The 21,893-nt window shown below is 62.3% G+C and carries 21 protein-coding genes; 15 read left to right on the plus strand and 6 right to left on the minus strand.

All coding sequences use genetic code 11. From position 1 onward, the window contains the following. The coding region (locus YP76_RS22395) for a zincin-like metallopeptidase domain-containing protein (RefSeq protein WP_065847558.1) at positions 1-219 on the plus strand (219 nt) is incomplete at its 5' end. 209 nt (positions 220-428) lie between these two features. Beyond that, a complete protein-coding gene (locus YP76_RS22400) occupies positions 429-1,988 on the plus strand; it encodes a hypothetical protein (protein ID WP_046765826.1) in 1,560 nt (519 codons plus the stop codon). A gap of 83 nt (positions 1,989-2,071) precedes the next feature. Here YP76_RS22400 and YP76_RS22405 read toward each other — a convergent pair whose 3' ends face one another. Continuing rightward, entirely contained in the window at positions 2,072-3,019 is a 948-nt protein-coding gene (locus YP76_RS22405; protein WP_052757559.1) for a hypothetical protein, read from the minus strand. After that, positions 3,012-6,626, minus strand: coding sequence for an SIR2 family protein (locus tag YP76_RS22410; RefSeq protein WP_046765827.1), 3,615 nt, complete (start codon positions 6,624-6,626; stop codon positions 3,012-3,014). Before YP76_RS22410 ends, YP76_RS22405 begins: the two co-directional genes overlap by 8 nt. Positions 6,627-7,332: 706 nt before the next feature. Here YP76_RS22410 and YP76_RS22420 point away from each other — a divergent pair. The 3 genes from YP76_RS22420 to YP76_RS22430 all read left to right on the plus strand — a co-directional run bounded on the left by YP76_RS22420 (position 7,333) and on the right by YP76_RS22430 (position 9,859). Further along, on the plus strand, positions 7,333-8,274 hold the full coding sequence (locus YP76_RS22420) for a DUF2493 domain-containing protein (RefSeq protein ID WP_020820493.1): 942 nt from the start codon (positions 7,333-7,335) through the stop codon (positions 8,272-8,274). 109 nt (positions 8,275-8,383) lie between these two features. Beyond that, entirely contained in the window at positions 8,384-9,019 is a 636-nt protein-coding gene (locus tag YP76_RS22425) for a hypothetical protein (protein WP_046765829.1), read from the plus strand. A 432-nt stretch (positions 9,020-9,451) separates the two neighbouring features. Further along, the gene (locus tag YP76_RS22430) at positions 9,452-9,859 is read left to right on the plus strand and encodes a single-stranded DNA-binding protein (RefSeq protein ID WP_046765830.1); all 408 of its coding nucleotides are present in this window, start codon (positions 9,452-9,454) and stop codon (positions 9,857-9,859) included. A gap of 75 nt (positions 9,860-9,934) precedes the next feature. Here the strand turns inward: YP76_RS22430 and YP76_RS22435 are convergent, their stop codons facing one another. Continuing rightward, a complete protein-coding gene (locus YP76_RS22435) occupies positions 9,935-10,369 on the minus strand; it encodes a thermonuclease family protein (protein ID WP_046765857.1) in 435 nt (144 codons plus the stop codon). A 305-nt stretch (positions 10,370-10,674) separates the two neighbouring features. Here YP76_RS22435 and YP76_RS22440 point away from each other — a divergent pair, with 305 nt between their 5' ends. Beyond that, positions 10,675-10,839 carry a hypothetical protein gene (locus YP76_RS22440; protein WP_007682673.1) on the plus strand — a complete coding sequence of 55 codons (165 nt, stop codon included), beginning with the start codon at positions 10,675-10,677 and terminating at the stop codon, positions 10,837-10,839. Between the two features lie 93 nt (positions 10,840-10,932). Beyond that, positions 10,933-11,454 carry a hypothetical protein gene (locus YP76_RS22445; RefSeq protein ID WP_037462784.1) on the plus strand — a complete coding sequence of 174 codons (522 nt, stop codon included), beginning with the start codon at positions 10,933-10,935 and terminating at the stop codon, positions 11,452-11,454. Between the two features lie 293 nt (positions 11,455-11,747). Here YP76_RS22445 and YP76_RS22450 read toward each other — a convergent pair whose 3' ends face one another. After that, a complete protein-coding gene (locus YP76_RS22450; RefSeq protein WP_052757560.1) occupies positions 11,748-13,637 on the minus strand; it encodes an ATP-binding protein in 1,890 nt (629 codons plus the stop codon). 316 nt (positions 13,638-13,953) lie between these two features. On the opposite strand from YP76_RS22450, the gene YP76_RS22455 reads away from it, so the two are divergent. The 7 genes from YP76_RS22455 (at position 13,954) to YP76_RS22480 (ending at position 19,073) form a co-directional block, all read left to right on the plus strand. Beyond that, positions 13,954-14,346: a DUF3768 domain-containing protein gene (locus YP76_RS22455; RefSeq protein WP_046765832.1), complete on the plus strand. Its 393-nt coding sequence runs from the start codon at positions 13,954-13,956 to the stop codon at positions 14,344-14,346. Positions 14,347-14,529: 183 nt separating this feature from the next. Continuing rightward, positions 14,530-14,706: a hypothetical protein gene (locus YP76_RS28405; protein ID WP_020820482.1), complete on the plus strand. Its 177-nt coding sequence runs from the start codon at positions 14,530-14,532 to the stop codon at positions 14,704-14,706. A 13-nt stretch (positions 14,707-14,719) separates the two neighbouring features. Further along, complete coding sequence (locus tag YP76_RS22460) at positions 14,720-15,484, plus strand: ParA family protein (protein ID WP_046765833.1); 765 nt, start codon at positions 14,720-14,722, stop codon at positions 15,482-15,484. After that, positions 15,484-16,407, plus strand: a complete 924-nt coding sequence (locus YP76_RS22465) for a ParB/RepB/Spo0J family partition protein (RefSeq protein ID WP_046765834.1) — start codon at positions 15,484-15,486, stop codon at positions 16,405-16,407. The genes YP76_RS22460 and YP76_RS22465 overlap by 1 nt, the downstream gene beginning before the upstream one ends. Before the next feature lie 259 nt (positions 16,408-16,666). Beyond that, positions 16,667-17,203, plus strand: a complete 537-nt coding sequence (locus YP76_RS22470; protein WP_046765835.1) for a plasmid mobilization protein — start codon at positions 16,667-16,669, stop codon at positions 17,201-17,203. Then, positions 17,196-18,302: a relaxase/mobilization nuclease domain-containing protein gene (locus tag YP76_RS22475; protein ID WP_046765836.1), complete on the plus strand. Its 1,107-nt coding sequence runs from the start codon at positions 17,196-17,198 to the stop codon at positions 18,300-18,302. The genes YP76_RS22470 and YP76_RS22475 overlap by 8 nt, the downstream gene beginning before the upstream one ends. Before the next feature lie 138 nt (positions 18,303-18,440). Then, a complete protein-coding gene (locus YP76_RS22480; protein WP_046765837.1) occupies positions 18,441-19,073 on the plus strand; it encodes a DUF6088 family protein in 633 nt (210 codons plus the stop codon). On the opposite strand, the gene YP76_RS22485 is transcribed toward YP76_RS22480, so the two are convergent. Then, the gene (locus tag YP76_RS22485) at positions 19,053-19,592 is read right to left on the minus strand and encodes a hypothetical protein (protein WP_232307693.1); all 540 of its coding nucleotides are present in this window, start codon (positions 19,590-19,592) and stop codon (positions 19,053-19,055) included. The two genes, YP76_RS22480 and YP76_RS22485, sit on opposite strands and share 21 nt — an antisense overlap. A gap of 261 nt (positions 19,593-19,853) precedes the next feature. Here YP76_RS22485 and YP76_RS22490 point away from each other — a divergent pair, with 261 nt between their 5' ends. Beyond that, positions 19,854-20,123 carry a hypothetical protein gene (locus YP76_RS22490; RefSeq protein ID WP_232307694.1) on the plus strand — a complete coding sequence of 90 codons (270 nt, stop codon included), beginning with the start codon at positions 19,854-19,856 and terminating at the stop codon, positions 20,121-20,123. A 128-nt stretch (positions 20,124-20,251) separates the two neighbouring features. Here YP76_RS22490 and YP76_RS28865 read toward each other — a convergent pair whose 3' ends face one another. Next, positions 20,252-21,868 carry a restriction endonuclease gene (locus YP76_RS28865; RefSeq protein ID WP_046765838.1) on the minus strand — a complete coding sequence of 539 codons (1,617 nt, stop codon included), beginning with the start codon at positions 21,866-21,868 and terminating at the stop codon, positions 20,252-20,254. Positions 21,869-21,893: the final 25 nt, after the last annotated feature.

The raw sequence follows: 21,893 nt of genomic DNA on the forward strand, positions 1-21,893 counted from the left end.
GTGGCCGAACTGTCGGCAGCGCTGGTTGGCGCCGATGTGGGTCTCCCAACCACCCATCTCGACGATCATGCGGCCTATATCGGTTCCTGGCTTTCGATCCTGCGCAGGGATAATCGTGCTCTGCTCACGGCGGCGGCGCGGGCAGAGGAGGCCGCAGGCTACTTGCTGCGCGCAACGGGTCTTGCCCGCGAGGATGTGGATGAGCAGGCCGCCGCTTGAGCCGGTCGATAGTATTGCCTGTTCATGTGATCATCGCGATGACGGATCCAATGACCACAGTCCGCGTCTTTCCGGGAGGGGTCGGCAAACGCCAGATGTCTGCTCCCGACCACTTTCCGCCATTCCAAGCGAGGTAATGAACGACCGCTAATTCCGTAACCCGCCACCTAACTCGCCCGACTGCCGCATTATTCTGCTAAGGGACCGTTATGGTGGCGACCGCGGCGAGAATTGATCAACTTCCGGGCTTGCGGACCAGCTTGTCGAAACAACTATCGGCAGCCGACGATGTTGCATTTTTGCGCATGCTTTGGACGCTTAACGCGCTGCAAACGGGTCGAGCTGCCGAGGCCGAGCGCTTCCTCAACGGCTACCCCCCTAACGCTGCGACGGAAGGCATTCTCGGCCCACATGCAATTTATCCGTGGGAACTCGAGACGCTAGCGAACGAGCTCCTCACGACCCCCAAGGGCGTTTTTCAAACCTTCGATTGCCGAAACTGGAACGCGATTGGCGATCTGGTTAATCTGCTGCGCTCGATGGAGGGCGCGGAGTATCTGGCGCGTCGCGAGGACGTAAGCATCTTGGTCGAACTCGGCAGGATCGGTGCTCGGCAGTTTTCTTGGCAGCGCGGTTATGTCGGGCTACCCCCTCTCTATCGGAGCGCCTTTATCTATGGTCAGGGCGAGTGCGCCGCGTATTTGCAGCAAGCCGCCAATCTCACCCCCTCCGATATGACACTTGTTGGATTCTCACTGCTTTCGGTCTTTTATACCGAGCCCCGCATTCGTCCGGCCACGGACATGGACCTGATCCACGAGTGGGGAATCACCCGACACACCCTGCAGCAGACGCTCGAGCGTATCTCCTGCCCTATCGCCGTCGCACGGGCCCAAGCGGCGGACCTTCGCGCGATGGAAATCGCAACCGCCTACAAGCCTAGCATCCTCCGGCGACATCCCTGTCTCCTTGTCGGCCATCGCGCGCGAACGATGATTGCCCCCTTGCCGGACCTGATCATGGACCGGGTGACCAACGGACTGTTTTACGATGTGGTCGGCGGGGGCGGGGCCGTTCGCGATGAAGTTGGCCGAAAGTTTGAGAGCTACGCGCTTGATCTGCTGAAGCAGATGTTGCCAGCGGTCCTGTTTCACCCGGAGTCTAGCTATCGCACGCCCTTGGGACCTATCGCTACCCCCGACATTCTCATGCATGATCGGGACGGCGCAGTTTCACTGGCGATTGAGTGTAAAGCATCTCGGATGAGCGTAGCCGCCCGCTTCGGTGAAGCACCTGGCGAAGATCGCGGCTACGAGGAGATTGCCAAGGGCGTGATGCAGCTTTGGCGATTCTACGCACGCAGCCGGCTCGGCATAGCGCCGAGGCGCCTTTCCGATGACGTCAAGCTTTTGATCCTTACCCTTGATGAATGGTTTGCGGGGCGGGCGACCATCATTCCCCAGATCCTTGAGCGTGCCCATGTTCTTGCGGATGCCAGTGCCCATGCGATTTCTCGCGAGGATCGACTCCCGGTCGCATTCTGCACTATCTCTGAGCTCGAGGACGTGCTGCGAACCGCGACTGCGGAGTCGCTGCTGGAAACGGTCGAGATCGCGTCGGGGGACCGGGTCGGCTGGATCTTCTCCAGCCTCCATCAAGACGCGGAGTCGCCGAAGACCGAGCCCAAAGATTATCCGTTTCAGGATGCGCTGGGCGACCTGCTTCCATGGTATGGCCGGCTACAAGATCTAGGTGACGATGAGCCTTAAGAGGACGACCTGTTATTGCTTGCCGGAAACCCGCATCCTCGCTCTGCATTTGGCCGCGCCCTTATCAGGTCTCTCCCTGTGGACTACCCCGTTGGTCCGGCGACCAGGGTGGGATCACGGTCATTGTAGGCCGCTGCAAATTCATCGTCCGTCCAGTCACCATCGCCGTAATCGGGCAGGTCGAAAAATTCCCATCCGCCCTTCCCGGGAGCCATGCCGAACAGCGGCCCTACGAACGGACAATTTGGGAGGAAGTACGCGCGGATATAGGGGTGGTCCTCATAATCCTTGCGGATAAAGGCATGGCCAAGAGTATTGGCTATGAACCAGGGGCGGACGGCATGGCTCGCGAACTGCTGCTCGATGATTGTGCGCATATGGATGATCGCTGCAAGTGCGTCATTACGCAGAGCGTTCGTTGTCTCCGGGTTGAAATGGATCGATCGGTGGCGCAAACCCATTAGGGCGCGGTACTCGACGACGGCATCAGGTAACAGGATGCCCCACGCATCGAGGGTGTCGATCGGCAAGCGCCAATCGTCGAAGGAATCTTTTCTATACACCTTCTTGTATTCCGGCGTCGCGGTGAAATGGCCGCGCATGTCCAGCATTAAGTGATTGAGGATGCGCTCGCCAAGCGCGCATGCGCCAACCAACGCCGGATAGTAAGCGCCGATCACAAAGGCCTGCCGCACCTGATGAAACAATGCGTTGTGATGCGCGAGTACCGAGAACGGCTTGACGCCCATCGCTACGAAATTGTCGATCTTGGCATCGATGCCGCGCTCACCGAATTCCGCGACCATGCCGGCGCGCGCCGATTGTAGGTTTCGCCGGTGGAGCTCCTTCACCTGATCTTCCCAATGATCGGGAATTTCGGGGTTGAGTGACAGCGCTCGGCTGTCGAAATCCATCCCCCAGCTCAAATGCCGTCGGCGGCCGGAATCAGCGACTAGCCGCTTCTGTTCATCGAGCGATAGAGTCGGGTCGACGGTCTCGAAGGTGATCCGGGTCGGTTCCGGATCACTCATAGCGCGTGGCTTTCTGGTCGAGCCATTGCAGTCGTCGGTCCAATTCGATCGCTGGGAGCGCTGCAATCAGCCGAGCGAGGATCTTCGGCACGCCATACAGGTCGCTGGTGGTGCCGGGGCCAAACAGCTTCCACAGCAAGATGAGCGTCTCACGGGGAAATTTCTCGGGTGCCCCGGACCGCTCAATCACGTGGGTGCCACCATGCCCTTCTAGGAGCGACATATGCGGTAGGAGCTGCTCAAGCGCTTCGGGAAAGGCGTCGCCGCTCTCCACGGCCAGATCGGCAAAGTGTCGGCTGAACTCTCGTTCGTGAAAGCTGCGCTCTCGCGGCCAGACTGCGAGCAGCAGCGGACCTATGCCCGTCCGCCAGGCGACCGCGCGATCCTCATCGATCTGATGGATCCACTGCTTCACCAGTTCGGCCACGCCGGTGCGCAAAGCCAATGGTCCAGTGCGGAGCGCTCTGGCGGCGTCGGCGACGCCCATGCCCCAGTCCGTCTCGGTCTGTTCGCCGCGCAGGATCGACAACGCTGGCGCGATGATCTTGGCGGCGGCGTTGGTTAGATCGTGGCCACGACCGGTGAGCTCGCTGACTCCGCGCAGGACTGCCGCGCTAAAAGTCCTCGAGGCGACCGATGACAGGCGTGAATCGGTGACGAGAACCCGCCGCAGCGCGATGGCCTCGTCGCCGTCACCCGCCAGCGCGGCTTCAAGCAACGGCGCTACGGTCTGCCCCTCGATCGTCAGCACAAATCCAGCCGCGAACACGAGTGCGCCCCGTGCCATGGTGCCCTGACGGCCCGGTGCCGCAACAGCCGCATCGAGCGCTACCAGCAGTTCCGGATCGATTGATTCACCCGCCTTGCGCCGGGCCTCGATGTCAATGAGCGTGGCCTGGGTTAGGCGCCCGCCCGGGGTGTTGATCAGGTCGGCATAAAGATCACGCGTGGGGTCAAGGGGCTCGGTGTCACGCGCCACGGCTGCCGCGAACAACCTTTGCCACCACGCGGCGATCGCGGGTTCGGTCTGGCGCGGCGAGGACCAGTAAAGATCGGCAAGGCGATCGACGACCAGCGCCAGAAATGGTGCTTCGGCCAGCTCGAGCGTGGCAAAGATCGCGACGAGGAGAGGCCGGCGGTCAGGATCCTTCTCGCCTTCCGGAAAAGACAGCGCGACCATGAGGTCTCTCCAGAGTGGCGCGTTGGCGTCATCGAGCGGCGCGTCCTTGAGCGTGTCGAACGCGCCCCTCGGGTTGGTGCGACAAAAAACGCTCCATCCTTGCTGTTTCTCGATATCATGGCTGCCGAGCACTTCGCGTGCGACCTGCAACCGCTCGCCTTCAGCGGCATCAATGATTGGCTGCGCGTCGCCTACCACCATGTGGACGCCCGTCGAATAGGATCCGAAAAAGTCCTGATCCTCGACGTCGCGTGCCAAATAGACGCGCCGCGCCTTTACGGCCGCAAGCTCCACCGCACCCTCGGCCGACAGTCTTCCTGCCTGCTCTAGCATGTTGAGTCGCAGCCAAATGGCCGCGTCGAGAGCATGGCTCCTCCAGTCCGCCTGACCAGCCTCGACCACATAGCGGTCATAATAGGCCGGCCCCTCAGTCAGGATGCGCTTTTCGACGGCGGCAACCAGATCGGCATTCGCATCCCCGGCACGGTCGCGCAGCACGAGCGCGAGCTCGCGGCGCACCGTCCAGAAGATGTCACGCGAGAGGCCCACCAGCCCGGCGAACGCTTCGTCGGCGTCGAACAGCTCCGCCTGACGCAAGCTGTGCAGCCAAAGCCGTGCCCCCAAGATGCCAGGCATGGCCTTCCAGGCTGAGGCTTGCGCGCGGACCGCATCGCGATCTTTGGCGGCCGCCGGCTTGAGCAGCCGCGCGAGCAGCTCGACCAAGAAAACCGGCCCATCATGATGCTCGTTCTGGCCGTGCGGTTCGACCGATGGCACAGCGCTGTCATTGCCGTCATAATCGCCCTCGATCGTGCCGATATCGAGCGAAAGCCCGACCGTCGCGCGGAGCCTCGCGCTGGCGATCTCAAGCAGTACTAGCGGCTCCGGCAGCGCCAGCAATGCGGCAACGAGATCCGAAGCGCCGCCGCGGTCCGAAAGCGTCAGTCGCGGCCAGGCGAGATCGGAGAGACGCCGCGGCGGATCGACGGCGGGTTCGTCATCGAAGAAAGATCTGCCGGACCGGAGTTCGAGCGCGGGGGTCAACAAGCTCACTGCCCGTTCCATGTCGGCGTGCAGCACAACGGGGCCTTTGAGCACCTCCATCAGCGTATAGGCGCGGTCTTCCCAATGGTCGCCGCGATCGGGTCGGCTGATCGCGAGAAGGCGCCAGAGGCGGAGCCACAGAACCGGTGCATCCTTCACTTGCCGGATCCGTCGCGCCAGTTCGTCAGCGAACGGCTTGCCGAGCTTCTCGAGCCAGTCGACCGCCCGCCGGAACCGGTCGGACGAGGCAAGATCCCTGACAAGCCAGGCGGCGATGATCCAGGACGCGTCCCGCTCGGTCCATAATTTTCTGTCGGCGAAGAAGTCGAACCAGTCTCCGTCGATAATGATCGGGATCGCGAGCGACCATAGGTCTCGACGGCCGCTGAACAGCCAGGCGGCGTGATCGAGTTCCGAGGCATCGGCGTCGGCGAAGGGCTTGGCGAGGATCGCCTGCGCCCACTCGCGCCGCGTCGCCCGCGGTCGCTCGACGAGGTCCGCCAGTTTTTCCAAGTCCGGCCACAGGGCGGCATGGCTGGTTGGATTGCCGGCCGCATCGAGTTGGTATTCATAGGCGATCGGCTCGACCGCAAGCGCAGCCCAGCGGACATCCGCCAGGTCGCGCGTCACCACCGCGTCAATCGCATAGACTGGGCGCAGATCGGGAAAGCGCTGCCGATCCGCTTCGAGGACGTTTAGAAAATATCGTACCGGCGCGTCGCCGGCACTGTAGCCGACCAGCACGACGGTTTTGGTGCGGCAGAGGTCAAACAGGAACCGCGACGCCCAGCCCGATCGCATATAAGCATCGCCATAGTCTGCGCTCGTCACGACTAGCGGTGTTTCATCTAGGCCGACATCCGGGTCAGCAATCCGACCGTGAATATGGATAATCCCGCCGAACCCAGCGCTGCCTGGCGGCGGCAGATCCTGCCCGGCAAAGCTGAAGGTACGGACCTGATCGGCATCCTCGGTCTCCATCAGAGCGCGCTCGATCAGCGTGTCAAAATTGGTGGTCACGATTGCCGGGCGATTTTCGAGATCGCGCGACAGGCGCAGGATGGTGCGATGATGCGAGAGATCCGCATCAGCGGGCGGCTGCAACTCCGCCACGACCGCGCGAGTCATTTCGGCTGGATTGACGATCCGGCGGCTGAGCGACCCTAACGCTTCCTCGAACCGATTCTCTTTGAACGATAATTGCTCCGACGCGCTCATTTCGACGTTGAGACTCGCGAAGCAGCGTGTCACGAGCGCGCCGAAACCAGGCAATTGCGGCGCGCTTACGCCCGCGCCGCACAAGAAGACGACATCACCGGTCAAAAGAGCTTCGACCAGCTGCTCGGGAAATTCCGGTCCAGCCTCAGAAAAGCGAAGGCTCATCTCTAACAGCCCGGCATTTGCGCACGATGATGCAGTCGGAGTGGCGCTGTTACTGCGACTACCGGCCGCCCTTTAAAAGCCGCTGATGAGGGATCGTTGAACATAGAGCCAACATCCGGGAACCGCGTCCCGCTGTCTAGTGGCGGAGAACACTGCTAGCGATTTACGTCGCGAGTGTTTGCCATTCTTAATCCACGATGCTCAGAGCTGACCGCGCCGGTCTTTCCGGTTGCACGCATTTGAGTCCAAAGCTGCCTCACCGCAGACGGCCTCGCCTCGGTGGATCGACGATTGCATCCGCGTACGGCGTGAGTGTCTACTCTCGCCCCAAGACGTCATTCAGTTGGGGCGTCGGGAACGACGGCTTCGTCCCAAGCTCTGCCTGTTCGGAAGGCGTCGATCATGATGCGACGAGATCCAGCATCCGAGATTTGACACGATCGCTGGAAAATCGCTGCTCCTTGATTCCATGAAGCCTCAGCCCCTCGCCAGAGGATGCGCATGCTTGGGCCATCGCGCTGGCTGCCGCAATCCGGGGCCAATCCGGCCGTGTTGGCGCTTGCGCGCCTGCCCGCTCCACCCGGCATTGTCCCGGGTTTCCCTTGGGCTTTGCCCGGCGGTGCTGCCGCCGCTTCCTTCGATGGCCCGGAGGCTGCGCATCCGGCGGATGGGCCGCCGGCCCCAAGTGGAACGAAAGGCAAAGCTCATGACCAGCACTCTCTCGGCGATACTCTCCGCCCTCGAACTTGGTCATCTTGATCACACTGGCGACCTGCGCACCCTGGAGGCGCCGCCCCCCGCCGAAGCCATGGAACAAACCGTCAGCGCTGTCTGGAGCGATCTTTTCGCGCTTTTCCCCTTTAGTGCGCTCGAGCGCGACATCGAGGATCTGGGCTGGGGCCTGGTCAATCTCTTCCACCGCGCCGCCGCCAAGAAGCACCAGATGATCGACCGGCTGACCGACGAGATTCGGCTTCTGCTCGCCGAGCAGGATGGCTCGGAAGTTGCGACCGCCGACCTTGAGGACAAGATCGATCTCGCCCGCAAGATCGAACAGTCCGCCGAGGCCTATGAGACCATGCGCGACACGGCGGCCCGCCATTATCTCCACGAGACGGGCCGTTCCTGGGTGCCGGCGTCGGGCAACCGCATTTCTCTCGGCACGACCGCGGCGATAGTCGATGGCCGGTCCTATCTCCAGGCGCGGCGAGAAAGGGTGCGCGATGCCAATATGGTCCATGGCACGCCCGTGATCTTCGCCGGCGGGCGGCTGCGTTTCGCCAGCGACGACGAGGCCAAGCAGTTTGCGGATAACCTGCTGCGAACGCTCAATGCCGTCCGCGAGCGGGTGGGCGACATGTATCTCGTCCATGGCGGTGACATGAAAGGCATTGAGCGCCTGGCCGCGTCTTGGGCCGAGCAGAACGGTATCCAGCAGCTGCGGTTCGGGCTCGATCGCAAGCTCGGCGATCGCGCCGGGTTCCGCCGCAATGAGCAGATGCTTTCGGTCAAGCCGCGCTACGTCATCGCCTTCCAAGGCAATGGTGTCACCGAAAGGCTGGTGATCGAGGCCAAGGCGCGCGGTATCCACGTCGTTGATCGCCGCGGACCGCTTGGCACGCCGCCAGCGTCGCGACCCTGCGGCTGATCCGCCGCGCCGGCCGCTTTGGCGGCCGGCTTACCCCGTTTTGAAATGCTGCGATGCCGGAGGGGAGGAGGGCAGGGCGGGTGCGTCCCGTTTCCCGGAGGTTTGCATCATGTTCATGCCCGATCACCCCACAGCGCGCGCGCTCCTTGCCTTTCGCGCGGCGCATGGCCGCCGCTGGAAAGCGAAGCTGCTGCTCTTGTGGTCGACCGGCCGCGACGTCGAAGAGGCCAATGGCGCCTGCCTGCGCCAGTTGCGCAACCAGGCCGGCCCAGCATGGCTTCGCCGGCTATCGCCACGCCGCTGGCGCGCGATCGAGAGATTGGCGGAGCCCGGCGATCGGCAGACCGCCTCGATCTTCCTTGATCGCGCGCGCGAGTTTCACGAAGGGGCATGCTTTGGAGCCACCGTTGCTCTTGCTCCCGCGCTGCACCTGCTGGCGATATCCTGCGAGCTGGGGCTCAAAGCCTATCTTATGAGCCGGGGCTGGTCGCACGAGGAGGTCGCGCGCGATATTCGTCACGACCTCATCGCCGCCTTCGACGAAGCGCGGCGGCTTGGCCTCCCGTCCCCGGGCCGTATTCTCGTCGATTTGCTTACAAGCCTCGGTCCCGCCTATGCCGGGCATCGTATCGACGCGCTGGTGGCGGATGGTTATGTTTGCGATTTCGCGGCCGTGCTGCGCGCGATGGGCTCGCTCCTCGATGCCGTGGCGGCCGGACTGAGCCTGCCGATGCCGACGCCGTAACTGCGCCTTCTTGCCCGTCCCCTAGCATGAGCATGCCATGGTTTGGGTTCCGCCGGACGGCGGTGCGGGATATGGTCCGTTTCGCCGCGCGGCTTGGCGGCGGGCGGGGCAAAGTCGAGCTTGAGGTTCGCCAAGGCATTGGACCGGCGTGGCCCTATAGGTCGGGGATGCCTGTGATCACCATGGAGGGGTTCCTGGCACGGCCAAGCGACGAGCCGTCCTTCTCCTCATCTGACCCCTAAGTCGGCCGTCCGGCCCATCCAACCCGCGATCCTTCGGGCCGAGTTGCCGTGTACCACGGCTGCCCGCACCACCCCTTGTCTCGGGGTTTCCCGGCGCTGCGCCTGCCGGTGGATGATCCGTCCTGTCCGCCTTGGCCGGGGATCAGTCGAAGGGACGGTCCCTTGGACCCAGTTCGAAGGAACTCCAGCCATGCACAATCTCGTCATCCTCGCCGGCAATGTCGGCGCCACGCCCGAAGCCCGCACCACCCAAGGCGGCACCCGCATCACGCATTTCAGCCTCGCCACCTCGCGTCCGAAGCGCGACAGCAACGGCAAGATCCTCCGCGACGACAACAACCGCCGGCTCGAGGATACCGAATGGCACCGGATCACCTGCTTCAACGGGGTCGGCAAGACGGTCGAGCAGTATGTCGACAAGGGCATGAAGGTCATGGTCCGTGGCCGCATTCACTACACCCGCTGGACCGACAACGAGAATATCGAGCGCTACGGCGTCGAGATCATCGCCGATGAGGTGACCTTCCTCACCCGCGCCAAGGCGAACGACAATGCGGGCGGCGGCCACGAGCCCGAGGATGATGAAATCCCATTCTGAAATCAGTCCCATCAGGCCCGGCGGCCTCGCCGCCGGGCCTATTTCCCTGCTCGGGCGGGAAAGGAGGCAAGCGGATCAGCGGGATCGGCATCGCCCTTGGGCATAGCGATCCCAGCGCAGCACGGTGCCGGTGCGGATCATGGCGCAGCTCAGGTCGCCGATAGAGGGCGCGGCGCACCAGGCACCGGTCCTGTTGCCGCGTGCGTTGCCGGTTGAAAGGCAGCGCATGGTGGGACCATCGACCATAATGTGGCCCGTGCTGGTCCGCCCCTGAGCGCCGCCGAGCAGATTAACAAGAGCGTCACGGGCGGCGAGGGCGCTCGCCTCGGGGCAGGGCTGACCTGGCCGGCAACTGCCGTCCATCTCGCGAGCCGCAATTCCGGCGAGACGGACATGCACACCTTCGCGGCACCAGATCGGTCCATCTCCATCCCAGACGCGCGTCGGTGTGCAGGCGAAAACCTGACCATCGGGAATGACGGTGGCGGCAAGCAGGAGTGCGAACAGCATCGCGGCGACGCTAGCCCAGCGGCGCGTGCTTGTCATGGGTATGCCATCGTCGGACCGGCGGGGCGGGGTGACCGCCTGGGCAAAAGTCGGCGGGATCATGGGGGCCTGGCCGGCGGGTCCACCCGCTCTCAATCGGGCGCAATCCTTGGTCCGACCAGCGGCCTAATGCGATCAACCCGTAAGGGGTCCGGTCGCTGCGCTACGGCTTTTTGGGCTGCGCCAAAAAAGTGATCGCGGCCGCCGGCCGGACACATCGGGCGCCAGTCGAGCGGGGCGGACCCGCCGGCGCGCAAAGGAACCCCGACATGTTCACCGACATTGCAACCGCTCGTCGTCACGCCTTCAGTCTCTCGCGCAGCCTCATGGTGGTCACCTTCGTCATCGCGATCGGGCAGCAATATGGGGTCATCACCGCAGAGGATGCGGACGGCAGCGTTGCCCTGGTGGCCGAATATGATCCATTCGCCTGATGGCTTCTCCGGGAGCCTACGGCTCCCGGCTTTGCCATGGAGGGCGTGTCATTGATTCAAGGAAAATAAAGGCGGCAGCGCTAGGCGTTTGGCATGGATGAAGGTGCGCCAATCGAAATTGCCAACGATGATCCCTTGTGGAACCAGGCGATCCAAGATGTGAACGCGTGGCGCGGCGCGTGTTTGCAGCATTTCTCGGCGGCTGAAGCGGCCGTCACCGAAACGCTGCTCCTTCTCAAGGCCATTCCGGGTCGAGGGGAGACAGTACGGCTGCGGCATTTGATCGGTCAGCGGTTCGATGACCTCAGCAAACTTATCGAGGCAGAAGGCGCTTTCGCTCAAGAAGGCAAGGCGGCCGCCAAGGCCCTTTCGGATCTCCGCACACTCGAGGGCCTACGGTCGTTTCTTGCCCATGGTCAGGCCAAGATCGCGCTCGAGCGAACCGGAAAATGGATCGTGATCTTGCGCCATGTCTCGATCCGCGGGCAGCAGGCTGAACGCCTGATGCTGCTTTTCGAGCAAGCCGAAGCCGAAGAAAGGCTCGCCGATCTGAAGCGCAAAAGCCAGAAGCTGTGCTCTGTTCTCGGCAATTTCCGGCGAATCGTGAAGAGCTGAACGGGCGGCTCCGGCGATGCCGGACCGGGCTCTAGGCTTCGCCCTGAGCCTTGGATTTCCAAGTCTCAGCCCATTCGGGTGACGATCCCTGCCGTGAGCGGTGCGTCGGGGTAGGCCGCGCACCGCTCGTGCGGCGTCGTCATGTACCAAAGAGGCGCTCGGCGAGATCATGGATTGCCTGACTATCAAAGCCGGAATCCTTGGTCTGGTTTATTGCTTCCGCGAGCGTCATGTAGCCTTGGTCCGATGCGATCAGCCGTTAAAGGAGGCGCCAACAGTCCAAACTGGTCGGTTCAGGCGACCCGGTCGCGAACTGCTTGAAGCCAGCCCAATATCTCGCCGCCGGGGTCGGTCTGCCCAAGATGGGCAATACTCATTCGCGCTGAGGCTCCGTTGTTCAGCCGGCTCTTGGCTCGCGACGACTTCTTACCCTGTTTTTCCACTGAAAGGCCCGCCCAGTCGGTGGCACCGCTGGCTGTGTGCACGGTTTCCGCGACAATTGCTGGAACGTCGCACCAGTCAGTGAAGGTGACCTCAATGTTGTAGTCGGGTTGGTATTCCGCGACGATACAATCGGGATGCAGGTAGTTTTCCATCTCGCGCTTCGTGGTCAGAAAGGCTATGTCGGCTCCACCTCGTGCATTCACCTTCTGAACAGCGTCAGCGTATTTTGGGTTCACCTGATCGTCCCGATCATAGATGTGCACCTCTACCATGCCCGCATGGGCAAGGTAGCGGCGGTCCACCCACTGCTTGAGTGTGCTGCCGCCAGTCGGAACAAAAGCGATCCGATGATCCTCCAAATCTACCAAATCCGCATGTGCGGACCTATAGATACGGGCCACGTTGGTAAGAAATGTGACGTCGTGGGGTCCCTCCACGAATATTGCCACTTTTGCGCGCTTGTCTGGTAGTACGCCGAGGCTGTCGGCGACTTTCTCGAGAACCGCATCCGTACCCTCTTCAACCTGGGTATGGCCATCGTCATTGCGGCTTATGAAGCGAATTGACGAGGTCGGCAGCAAACTTGCAATCGCGGGAACATGGGTCGTCATCAGAACCTGGGTGTTCGGGTCCTCAGCAAGCGCCAATAGTGCCCGGACAAGCATGATCTGATTGTTGGGATGCTGTGAGCTTTCCGGCTCCTCGATCGCGTAGATCACGCGACGCGTCGAGCTCTCGGCCCGCCGGCGCTCCACTTCCGCCCGGAAGAAGTTCAGCAGGATCAGACGACGCACGCCGCTGCCACGCTTATTTATCGGAATCTGATCGTCGCCTGTCAGGCTCAACTTGAACGAATCCCACTTCGGCTCCGCCTTGAATGTGGGGGTAAGTTGCTGTGCCAGCAGCGGATCCATTTCGCGAAGCTTCGCCAATGTACGCTGCGCTACGTCCATGACGCTCGTCTGCACCTTCAGCTTAATCTGTTCGAGCTCGGCCTCAATCTCCTTCATGGCAGCGGCAACAGCTATCTTCATGGGATCGGCAACTTCGCGATCGTCGTCGGTGCTCGCGCGATCTGCTTGGAAAAGCGCGAACGTCGGCAACTCTCGTTGCAGCTGTACCCAAACCTTCTTAGCCTCATCCTCGGCGAGAGGGACTAGCCGGATCTCCAGGTCGCCGACACCGACACGGTCGCGTATGGCAGCGCGCAATGCCACGTTCGAGCGCTTATCAACGCCGGTCAAATCTGCTCCAACGGACGCGGCCCTTTCTTTTAGCGCTGTATTTTTCAGCTGCAGAAGGTCCGCCAGCTCAGCTGCGGACGGGTGAAGTGCCCGGGCGAAGACCTCCTCCTTCGGTTTGGCTCCCTTACAGTCGAAACGCTTCACGATTTCCAGTAGGCCCTCGCAGTTCAGCAAATACTCGGCCTCCAGAGATGTCTGCGACTGCTCGTCCAGCGTGAGCGCGTTGGGAAATTCGTCGAAAGTGCAGCTGATCTCGACGACTTTGTCGGCGCCATGAACGCACGGATCGGCTTGGTCCAGCTTCACGACCTGCTGGTTGAAGAAAATCTCCAACGCTTCGAGCACCGTGCTTTTGCCTACATCGTTCCGGCCCATGACCGTGGTGAAGTCGTCTATCTTGACTGTCACTCGATCTCGATATGATCGGAAGTTGTGTAGGCTTACCGAAGCCAACTTCATAGAATCCCCCGTGTCCCGCTGAATGGCGTCCCTCATCGTAAATAACTGGCATCATTTCCCGAAGTCTATTTTGAGGACGGCGACCGGGTTCCAGAGCTGCAGCTTAACGGGGCGGCCGATGGCTCGTGGTGATGAGGCAAACATGACTTCGCACGGCATTAGCGCAACACGCCATCGGTCCTCTTCCGTTGTCGGCTTCCTGGTCGGCGCGCGGGGCCGAGCAAGCCCGCATAGGCGGGCTTCTCCACTGCGTTGCGACCCTCCGGGTGCACGACCCCGCTATGACGCCGCCCTTGGGGCGCCTGTCGGAAGGCCCCGATGGGCGGGGCTAATCCAGACCGGAGTCACAGCCATGCCGCAGCCTTCTCAACAATCGTCAGACCGAGCCGACCGGATCGACCGCATCGCCGCACTGAATGACAGCCTGCGGAGATCTATTTGCAGCCCTGGCCGAAACCAAATGGTCATGACCGCGGGCGTTGCCGCGCTGGTCGGGGATGTTTCCCTCTTCCGCGGATTTCGCAGACGCGCTGAGATCCTGCGCACGGTGCGAAACTATGACAGCTTCAATTCCGACAACGATCCATTGGGCGAGCATGATTTTGGTCGCTTCGAATATGACAGCGCCGTTCTCTACTGGAAGATCGACTATTATGATCTCGAGCTTGCCTGGGGCTCACCCGATCCAGCCAATCCCGACGTCACCACTCGGGTTCTGACGATCCTACTCGCCGAAGAATATTGATCGGCACGGCCATCCCCCTGACCGGGGGGATGGCCGTGAAAAGTCTGCTTGAGCAGACTGCGCGCAAAGGATGTCCACGCGCCAAGCGCGCTCGGGGAGGGGAGGGCGCACCGGAGCGTCGCCCCCGGGCCGGTGCAAAGCTGTGAGCCGACGCGGGATCAGACCATTTGAGGAGTTACCGCCATGTCCGCCTATTTCGCCGCCCATCCCGATCACGCGATCCTCTTTGCGTTCGGCTGTTTTGCGCTCACCGTCTACCTGTTCCGCTATGTCGGTCCCGGCATTGGCGGTGGCGGCGACTGGTCATCGCGAGACCATTACGAGCGCAATCTGCGCGACGGTCCGGACGACTATTGTTGAGCTGGCCGTACCGATGAGAACGATCGCCGTGAGCCTTCTCAAGGGCGGGGTGGGCAAGACCTTTCTCGCCACGCATCTCGCCTGGTATCTGGCCGAAGCGGCAGGACGCCGGGTCGTGTTTGTCGACCTGGACCCGCAAGCTAGTTCGTCACGCCGTCTGGCCCGCGAGCGGCCGGGGGGCTTCGCGGCGGATCTCTTCGATCCATCGGCGGCTCTTGCCGCCGATGGCCAGGTCGGGCTCACTTTGCTCGCTGCCGACCAGCGTTTGCAGATGATCAAGGCGTCACAGGATGTGCGCGACTTTCTCGGTCGCTTTCCTGCGCTCGCGCCCCATTTTGACCTGTGCGTGATCGATACCGGTCCCAAATGGGACGAGTTGACCCTGAGCGCTCTCGCGGTCGCCGACGCAGTGATCGCGCCCGTCCAGGTCGCCGAAGATTCGGTCGAGTGCGCCAAGATGCTGCTGACCGCGCTGCGCAAGGCCGAGGCGGCGAGGGCAGGGCGCAAGATCGATTTCCTCGGATTGCTACCATCGATGGTTAACCCGTTCGACCGGCGCGAAATAGACAATGCCGTCAAGCTCGCCCACGCGGTGGGCGAGCGGCTGATGTTCCCGGCCTTCATCAAGGCGCGACCGACCTACAAGCATGCCGCGGAAAATCATCGGCCGGTCTGGATGGAAGGTGGTGGCGGGGCCAAGGCGGCGGCCGGGGAAATTCGGCCGATCCTCGCCGAGATCGAACGGCGGCTCGGTTCAGCGCCAGCGGCCGCCACCTGATGGGTAAGTTCGACGAACGCATCGAGGAGTTTGGCCTGCTAGTCGGCGCGCATGAAACGGCGCGCCGGGTCGAGGAAATCCCTCTGGATCGGGTCATCCCCGACCCCGGCAATCCCCGGCGCAGTTTCGACGATGACGCCCTGGCCGAGCTTGCGGCCTCTATAGCGGCCCGCGGGGTCTTGCAGCCGATCACGGTTGCGCCCGCCGACGCCGCCGGCTTGCATCGCATCCGTTTGGGCGAGCGACGCTTTCGTGCCTCCCAGCTCGCGGGCCGGGTGACGATCCCGGCGATCGTCGTGGCCGAGGGGGAGGGAACCCATCTGCTCGCCGATCAGATCGTTGAGAACGATCAGCGTGCGAACCTTTCTTCGGTCGAGCTCGCTCGTGCGATTGCCCGTATGCTCAAGGGCGGCATGAGCCAAGTCGAAATCGCCGCTGCGCTGGGCCGCTCCAAGCAGTTCGTCTCGCTCTATGCAGCCTATGGTGACATGCCTGCCTATCTCAGGGAGGCGCTCCCGCGCGCGCCGATCCGGCTGCTCTATGACCTGCATCGCACAGCCAGGGATTATCCTGCGGAAGTCGAGGCCTATGTGGGCGCCTGGGATGAGAGCGGCGCGACATTGGCGGAAGGCGCGCGTTTCATTGCCGGGCTGAAGGGTAAGGCGGACGTTCTCAGCATCGAGGCAGCGCCGATGCAGGCCGCGGCAGTGACCGTCGCCCGTCCCCAACCGCGGGCAGGGACTGAGCCAGTCGCGCGACCAGGGGAGCAAACGCCAGAGGCCAGCCTTGCCGTTGAAGTCGATGGCCGTCCCGCGCGTCTTGTCCTCGGCCCGCGTGTTGTCGTGATCTTCGGCGATGGTTCCCGGCAAGAGATCGCGGCCGAACGACTTTGCACCGCGTCTGAGGGACGCCCGACGCTGTGATGCTCTGACCCTCTTCCTCCGCGTTCGCATATCCTGTTCGCGTGTATGTCGGCCGCGCCCCTTTCGGGGTGCGGCCTTTTGCGTAGGTCCGAGCTGGGGCGGCGCCGTTGGCGCCGCCCTTCGTGGATCAGGCGTGAATGATAGGCGCATTTTCCCAAATATGGTCGAAGTCTGCTCAAGCAGACTATCAGATGAGTTGAGTGAAGGTGAGGGCCGGATAGGCGTGACGCCGGGGATGTATGACAATAGCCTTTGATGCATGCCCGTCTTCACCTTCCGTCTCGACGATGAAGTCGCCCAGCGCTTCGATGCTGTGGCGGACAGCGCCGGTGGGCGCTCGGCTTTGCTGCGGCGCCTTGTCATGAATGCAGTGGACGCGGAGGAGGGCGAGAGGTCGGGGCTTCTTCGCCGGCGGGAGCGAGCAACACGGCGGTTTGAGATCCGGCTGACCGATGCGGAAATTACCGCGCTCGATGCCGAGGCCGATGCTTTGGGTATGAAGCGCACAGACTGGGTGACAAGGCTGGTGCGCCGCCGGCTGCATTCGGCGGCACCGCTGCCGCTCGAAGAGCGGGCGGCAGTGGCTCAGGCGTGGCGCGAGCTCAACCGGATCGGCATCAATCTCAATCAGGCGACGCGGGCGCTCAACGCATCGGTGATGGTCGAATCCGGGCTCGATGTCGCGCGCGAGGCGGCGCGGGTGGAAAGCTTTCGGACGGAAATCCGGACGGCGCTTGCCGGTCTTGGCACTGCGCTCAAGGGCGATCTTGCCTATTGGGATAGCCTCGATGTTTGAGGAGGAGGGCATCTTGCCGCTGCCCAGCCTCATGGAGGCATGGCGGCCGCCCACCGGCGGTAAACGGACACTGCGGGGAGCCTATGTCCGCGTCGGGCGAGGCGGATCGGGCCGGGGAAGGCAGGCGCGCGCCGCGCCGCTGAGCCAGGCCGAGGCTCGGGCCAAGCTCGAGCGGATCGTGCGCAAGGCCCCGGAGGTCATGGTCAAGGTCTCGGGTAAGCAATATGGCGCGCATCATCTATCGGAGCATTTCGGCTATGTTGCGCGGCACGGGAAGCTTGCGGTGCGCTCGAGCGAGGGCGAGATCATCGATGATCCCAAACGGCTGAAGGAGATCGCGCAGGACTGGGCCATGCTCGACGAGGCGATGAACGAGCATGGCCGCGACCGGCCGACCTCGCTGTCGCTGGTCCTTTCCATGCCCGGCGGTTCGACCGATCCCGAGACGCTGCAGGATGCCGCCCAGGCGTTCGCCCGGATCCTGTTCGAAGACAATCACGCCTATATGCTGGCGCTTCACACCGACACCGATCATCCGCACGTCCATCTGACGGTGGCCACCGAAGGTGCGGACGGCACGCGGTTCAATCCGCGCAAGGCCGACCTCCATCATATGCGAGAGACATTCGCGCATGAGCTACGGGCGCGCGGCATCGCGGCTGAGGCGACGCCCAGACGCGCACGCGGTCACGTTCAAAAGCGTGTGCGCTCTGCAGCGCTGCATCTCGATGCTCGGATCGGTCAGGAGGGGCGCCGGCTCAATATGGATGAACTCAACGTGCTGCGCGCCCGGGCCTTTGCGCACGCGCGCGATGAGGAACGGCGGCCGCAAGACGTGATGGCGCTGGTTCGCCAGAAGCAGATACGCGGTGCTTATGCGGAGGCGGCGGTGGCGCTTGCACGTACCGGCGAGGCCGACGACCAGGCGCTTTCCGACGAAATTGCGGGTTTCCTGGCGGCTATGCCGCCGGCGGTCTCCCGACGTCTGGCCCTGGCCCGCGAGATGATGCAGGGGCGGCAAGCGACACAGCCGGCGCGCGAGCTGGAGGGTGGAGCTGGTCCCGAGCGGCCAGTGCCGGAGCGTGGGCGGGAGCGTTGATTCGCATGGGTGGTTGATCTTGCGAAGGGATGCTCCCACTACCATGTGCTAGAATGTCTTGGAAAGTCGAGGGAACTGGCGCTTTCTGTGGTCATGGCTTGTTAGAAAAAACCATGCTATTATCTAACAGACAGGAGCATGGACATGTCTGCGGTGGCTGATCGGATTATGAAGCGTGTGCGCGGCAAGGGCCGTGGCTGGGTGTTTACGCCCAAGCAGTTCGTCGACTTCGGCACGCGCGGCTCGGTCGACATGGCGCTGTCGCGTCTCGCGCATGCCGGTGACATCCGCCGGATCGGCCGCGGTCTCTACGACTATCCCCGCCGGCATGACAAGCTTGGTGCCCTGAGCCCGGATCCCGGGCAGGTGGCCCAAGCGCTCTCCGCGCAGAGCGGCGATGCGCTCGCGCCATCGGGAGCGGCGGCGGCTAATAGCCTTGGTCTCTCGACGCAGGTGCCCGCCCGGGCGAGCTACGCTACCAGCGGTCGCACCCGCACCACCGAGGCTGGCGGCCGCAGCGTCACTTTGAAGCACAGCCGCGCGCCGGTGCTCGACGCGCCGGAGTCTGTGAATGCGATCGTCCAGGCACTCGCGCATCTGGGGAAGGGCAATATCGACGCGGACGCGATCGGGCACTTCGCCGCGCGGCTCGACGATGCCGGTACGCGTGCGCTCGTCGCGGGCCGCCCGGCCATGCCGGGCTGGATGGGCGACATTGTCCTCAAGATCCAGGCGTCGCGGAGAGATAGGTCATGCAGGGAGAAAGGGTAGCGCCGCTGGCGCCACTAGCAAATCTCCAGATGCAGGGTCGGGCACAAGGATGGGTACGGCCGGATAAAGTGTCGGCCATGTCGAATACTTGGCGATCCATGTCGCGGCGCTTGGAGACAGCCAGCCCGTCAAGGTCGCGATACTCGCATAGCGCTGCGCAAGCGGAAGCGCGATGATGGGTTCATAGTGGGCGACGCGGTTGCGCAATATACGCAGGTCGCGCAAGTCCCGCGCGATCACACCGCGCTGTACGCCTTTGGCCTGAAAGATGGGTCGCAGGCTTTGCCAGAGGTGGTGTGACTTGGGGCCGAAGAGTGACGCCCAGAAGCCGAAGTTCAATTCCGCTACGATCTGCGGACGGGTCGCTGCCTTCCCGTCTTTCTGCAGCGTCTGCCGTGCTTTTGCGATTGCGCCCGTCTGATAGTTCGTCACAAGGATCGCAGGATCGTCGATCCAGGCGGCGCCATGTTGGGCCGCAAGCCGCGCGTCCGCCATGTTACGCAGCACGACCTCGAGCATGTGTAGAGGGCCATAGAGGGCTGCGGAAAGCTGCACATTAGTAGGTGTACAGGCGCTCTGCGAGTGTCTGATCGGCTCCGGCCCACTTCAGATAAGTGTCGAAGCGGTCAGCGGACAAGGCATGAACGAATGTTGGCACCGGAACCTTTTCACTTGATTTTTAGGCACCCTTGCGCCATATGAACTGGGTATCCCCCGGCGGTCCCTGCTTTGCAAACCGTCGGGGCACTTTATTTCTAGACATCGTCGATTCGATCTTCAATGCCGTTGCTGGAGCAGCGCAGCGTGAATGAACTCGCGCGCCGCCGGAATGCGAGGAGATTTTGCGTGATCAAAGCGAAATACATCCCGTGGGACCCGATTGGCGCGATGCCCGACGACCGAAAAGACGGTCGCCTCATGCTGCTCTGGGAAGGAGATCGCCCCGTAATCGGCCGATGGGATGACGGGCGTAAGGGATGGGAAGATCCGGAAGGCATGCACCTTTTCGAGGAGATCACCTATTGGGCGGATATCAATTCACCGGAATGACCCTTGCTCTTTCAGATGATAAATGATTGATATAAAACGATAAAAGTTTGATAATATATCTTATGTTAAATACGCTGTGACGTTGTGTGGGACTGGCGGCACCAAAATGATCGCCAGCCCCTCGTGGTTCAATTTACGCCAACGATTTCCATCAGTTTTCCGCAGTCCGTGACCACTTCATATTTTACGTGATCCTCGGAGATCTGCTGGCTGATTTCATCGAAAAATTTCCGGGCGCACTCGATCTTCGTCTTCTCGATCTCGCGCAGCTTCATCGAGGACATCGTCCCCTTCGTTTCAGCCACGAAGTAGATGTACCTGACGCTGCCAGCCTTGAACGATATTGCCCAGTCTGGGTTGTAGTCACCCACCGGTGTCGGAATCAGGAACCCACGGGGCAACTTAGCGTAGACGACAACTTCGCTGCTCGTGTCCAGTTCTTTGACGAATTCCCTTTCCACGTCGGAGTGCGTTATGGCGTAGTCGTAGACATGGTTCTTCAGCTTCGCCGAGGCGCGCGAGAAGTCCTGCCCGGTCTGATTGGCCGTAAAAATATCCACGTCGTATCGCTCGTCGACCTCGTCGTAGATCAGACGCTCGATGACCATGGCGGCCTTCTGTTCGGTGATGATCCGCGAGGCTTCGGAAATGAAGTGTTCGGGGTTCATCTTGAACTGTCCGAATACAGCCGGCTGGGTCTGGCCAAGGATCGTTGCAGCAGTGTCACGCGTGAGCTGCGCGTTTTCCGCCACCTTTCCAACCAGGTCATATTTCACAAGCGAATGGATCGAGCCGCCTTGTTCCGTCGTCGTGTTCGTGATCGTGAAGCCATCGCCAGCGCGGAGTTGGTCATCCCGCAAGCCGTCATTCTGCACGCCCTCCTGAATTGTGTACTGGAGCGGTCTGACACGCAGCTGGCTTTCGAGCGCACTGACGCACTTCCTGACCAGTTCGGCTGAGTCAAACTCGACCCGGTAAACCGCCTTGCGGTTGATCCGTGCCCACAGCTCCTGAAACTCCTTCTTGTCGAAGTTCGCATTGAGCGGGTTAGTCTTGGGCTTGCGTCCATCACCTACCTTAGGCAGCTGGGCATCGCTGAAAACGCTGTCGATCAGCTGGAACACCTGATCCGCATAAGGTTTCAGCTCATCGGGCAACTCCGCCAGCGTTCCGGCAGTCTTGGCGTTGTGGTAATGGGCATAGTCGGCCAAACGCAGCGTCGCGCGCGCGCCATTGCCGAGCTGCACATGCGCATGCTCCGGCATCACGCTCTGGATCTCTGCCAAAAGGTCGGAATAGAGCACGAGCTGCAGCACATGCTTGGGATGGGCTTTGCGCTTGAGCTTGGTGTCGGTCACTTCGTAGCTGAACGGCCCCAGCAATGATGGTTGCTCGACTCGCTCGAGAAAATCGGACCAGCCACCCCACCGCTCGGCGAGAAAAGCCCCTTGAAAGATGATCTGCGAGCCTTGCGCCAAGGCCGCTCGCGTCTCGTCCGCGTTCTGCGCAAGATCGCCACGCGCAATCTCGACTACCCCGTTGCCCGCGTCTTTCAGCTTCTCCAAATGGGCGGCCTCATGGGCATCGCCTTGTTTCTGAAGCAGCGCGGCATCCTCGGTATCTTCCCGGGGAGTGAGCGGCTCGCCGCGCATGTAGGCAAGGTCGAGCGCTGTCGCATGCGCGCAGCCGACGAACCGCATCAGGTCGGTCGCTGAAAAAAGGATGGTGTCCCCAATCGTCCTCACTTGGCCCCCTTGATTGCCCAACGCC

Origin of the sequence: Sphingobium chungbukense (assembly GCF_001005725.1) — a bacterium.
GTDB lineage: Bacteria > Pseudomonadota > Alphaproteobacteria > Sphingomonadales > Sphingomonadaceae > Sphingobium > Sphingobium chungbukense.

Excerpts from the sequence above, each read along its gene's own strand:
- YP76_RS22455 (WP_046765832.1), top strand. The coding sequence starts at position 13,954 with ATGCCGCAGCCTTCTCAACAATCGTCAGACCGAGCCGACCGGATCGAC.
- YP76_RS22420 (WP_020820493.1), top strand. The coding sequence starts at position 7,333 with ATGACCAGCACTCTCTCGGCGATACTCTCCGCCCTCGAACTTGGTCAT.
- YP76_RS22480 (WP_046765837.1), top strand. The coding sequence starts at position 18,441 with ATGGACATGTCTGCGGTGGCTGATCGGATTATGAAGCGTGTGCGCGGC.
- YP76_RS22450 (WP_052757560.1), bottom strand. The coding sequence starts at position 13,637 with ATGAGGGACGCCATTCAGCGGGACACGGGGGATTCTATGAAGTTGGCT.
- YP76_RS22410 (WP_046765827.1), bottom strand. The coding sequence starts at position 6,626 with ATGAGCCTTCGCTTTTCTGAGGCTGGACCGGAATTTCCCGAGCAGCTG.
- YP76_RS22440 (WP_007682673.1), top strand. The coding sequence starts at position 10,675 with ATGTTCACCGACATTGCAACCGCTCGTCGTCACGCCTTCAGTCTCTCG.
- YP76_RS22465 (WP_046765834.1), top strand. The coding sequence starts at position 15,484 with ATGGGTAAGTTCGACGAACGCATCGAGGAGTTTGGCCTGCTAGTCGGC.
- YP76_RS22475 (WP_046765836.1), top strand. The coding sequence starts at position 17,196 with ATGTTTGAGGAGGAGGGCATCTTGCCGCTGCCCAGCCTCATGGAGGCA.
- YP76_RS22445 (WP_037462784.1), top strand. The coding sequence starts at position 10,933 with ATGGATGAAGGTGCGCCAATCGAAATTGCCAACGATGATCCCTTGTGG.
- YP76_RS22430 (WP_046765830.1), top strand. The coding sequence starts at position 9,452 with ATGCACAATCTCGTCATCCTCGCCGGCAATGTCGGCGCCACGCCCGAA.
- YP76_RS22490 (WP_232307694.1), top strand. The coding sequence starts at position 19,854 with ATGCCGTTGCTGGAGCAGCGCAGCGTGAATGAACTCGCGCGCCGCCGG.
- YP76_RS22400 (WP_046765826.1), top strand. The coding sequence starts at position 429 with ATGGTGGCGACCGCGGCGAGAATTGATCAACTTCCGGGCTTGCGGACC.
- YP76_RS22460 (WP_046765833.1), top strand. The coding sequence starts at position 14,720 with ATGAGAACGATCGCCGTGAGCCTTCTCAAGGGCGGGGTGGGCAAGACC.
- YP76_RS22470 (WP_046765835.1), top strand. The coding sequence starts at position 16,667 with ATGCCCGTCTTCACCTTCCGTCTCGACGATGAAGTCGCCCAGCGCTTC.
- YP76_RS28405 (WP_020820482.1), top strand. The coding sequence starts at position 14,530 with ATGTCCGCCTATTTCGCCGCCCATCCCGATCACGCGATCCTCTTTGCG.
- YP76_RS22485 (WP_232307693.1), bottom strand. The coding sequence starts at position 19,592 with ATGCTCGAGGTCGTGCTGCGTAACATGGCGGACGCGCGGCTTGCGGCC.
- YP76_RS22435 (WP_046765857.1), bottom strand. The coding sequence starts at position 10,369 with ATGCTGTTCGCACTCCTGCTTGCCGCCACCGTCATTCCCGATGGTCAG.
- YP76_RS22405 (WP_052757559.1), bottom strand. The coding sequence starts at position 3,019 with ATGAGTGATCCGGAACCGACCCGGATCACCTTCGAGACCGTCGACCCG.
- YP76_RS22425 (WP_046765829.1), top strand. The coding sequence starts at position 8,384 with ATGTTCATGCCCGATCACCCCACAGCGCGCGCGCTCCTTGCCTTTCGC.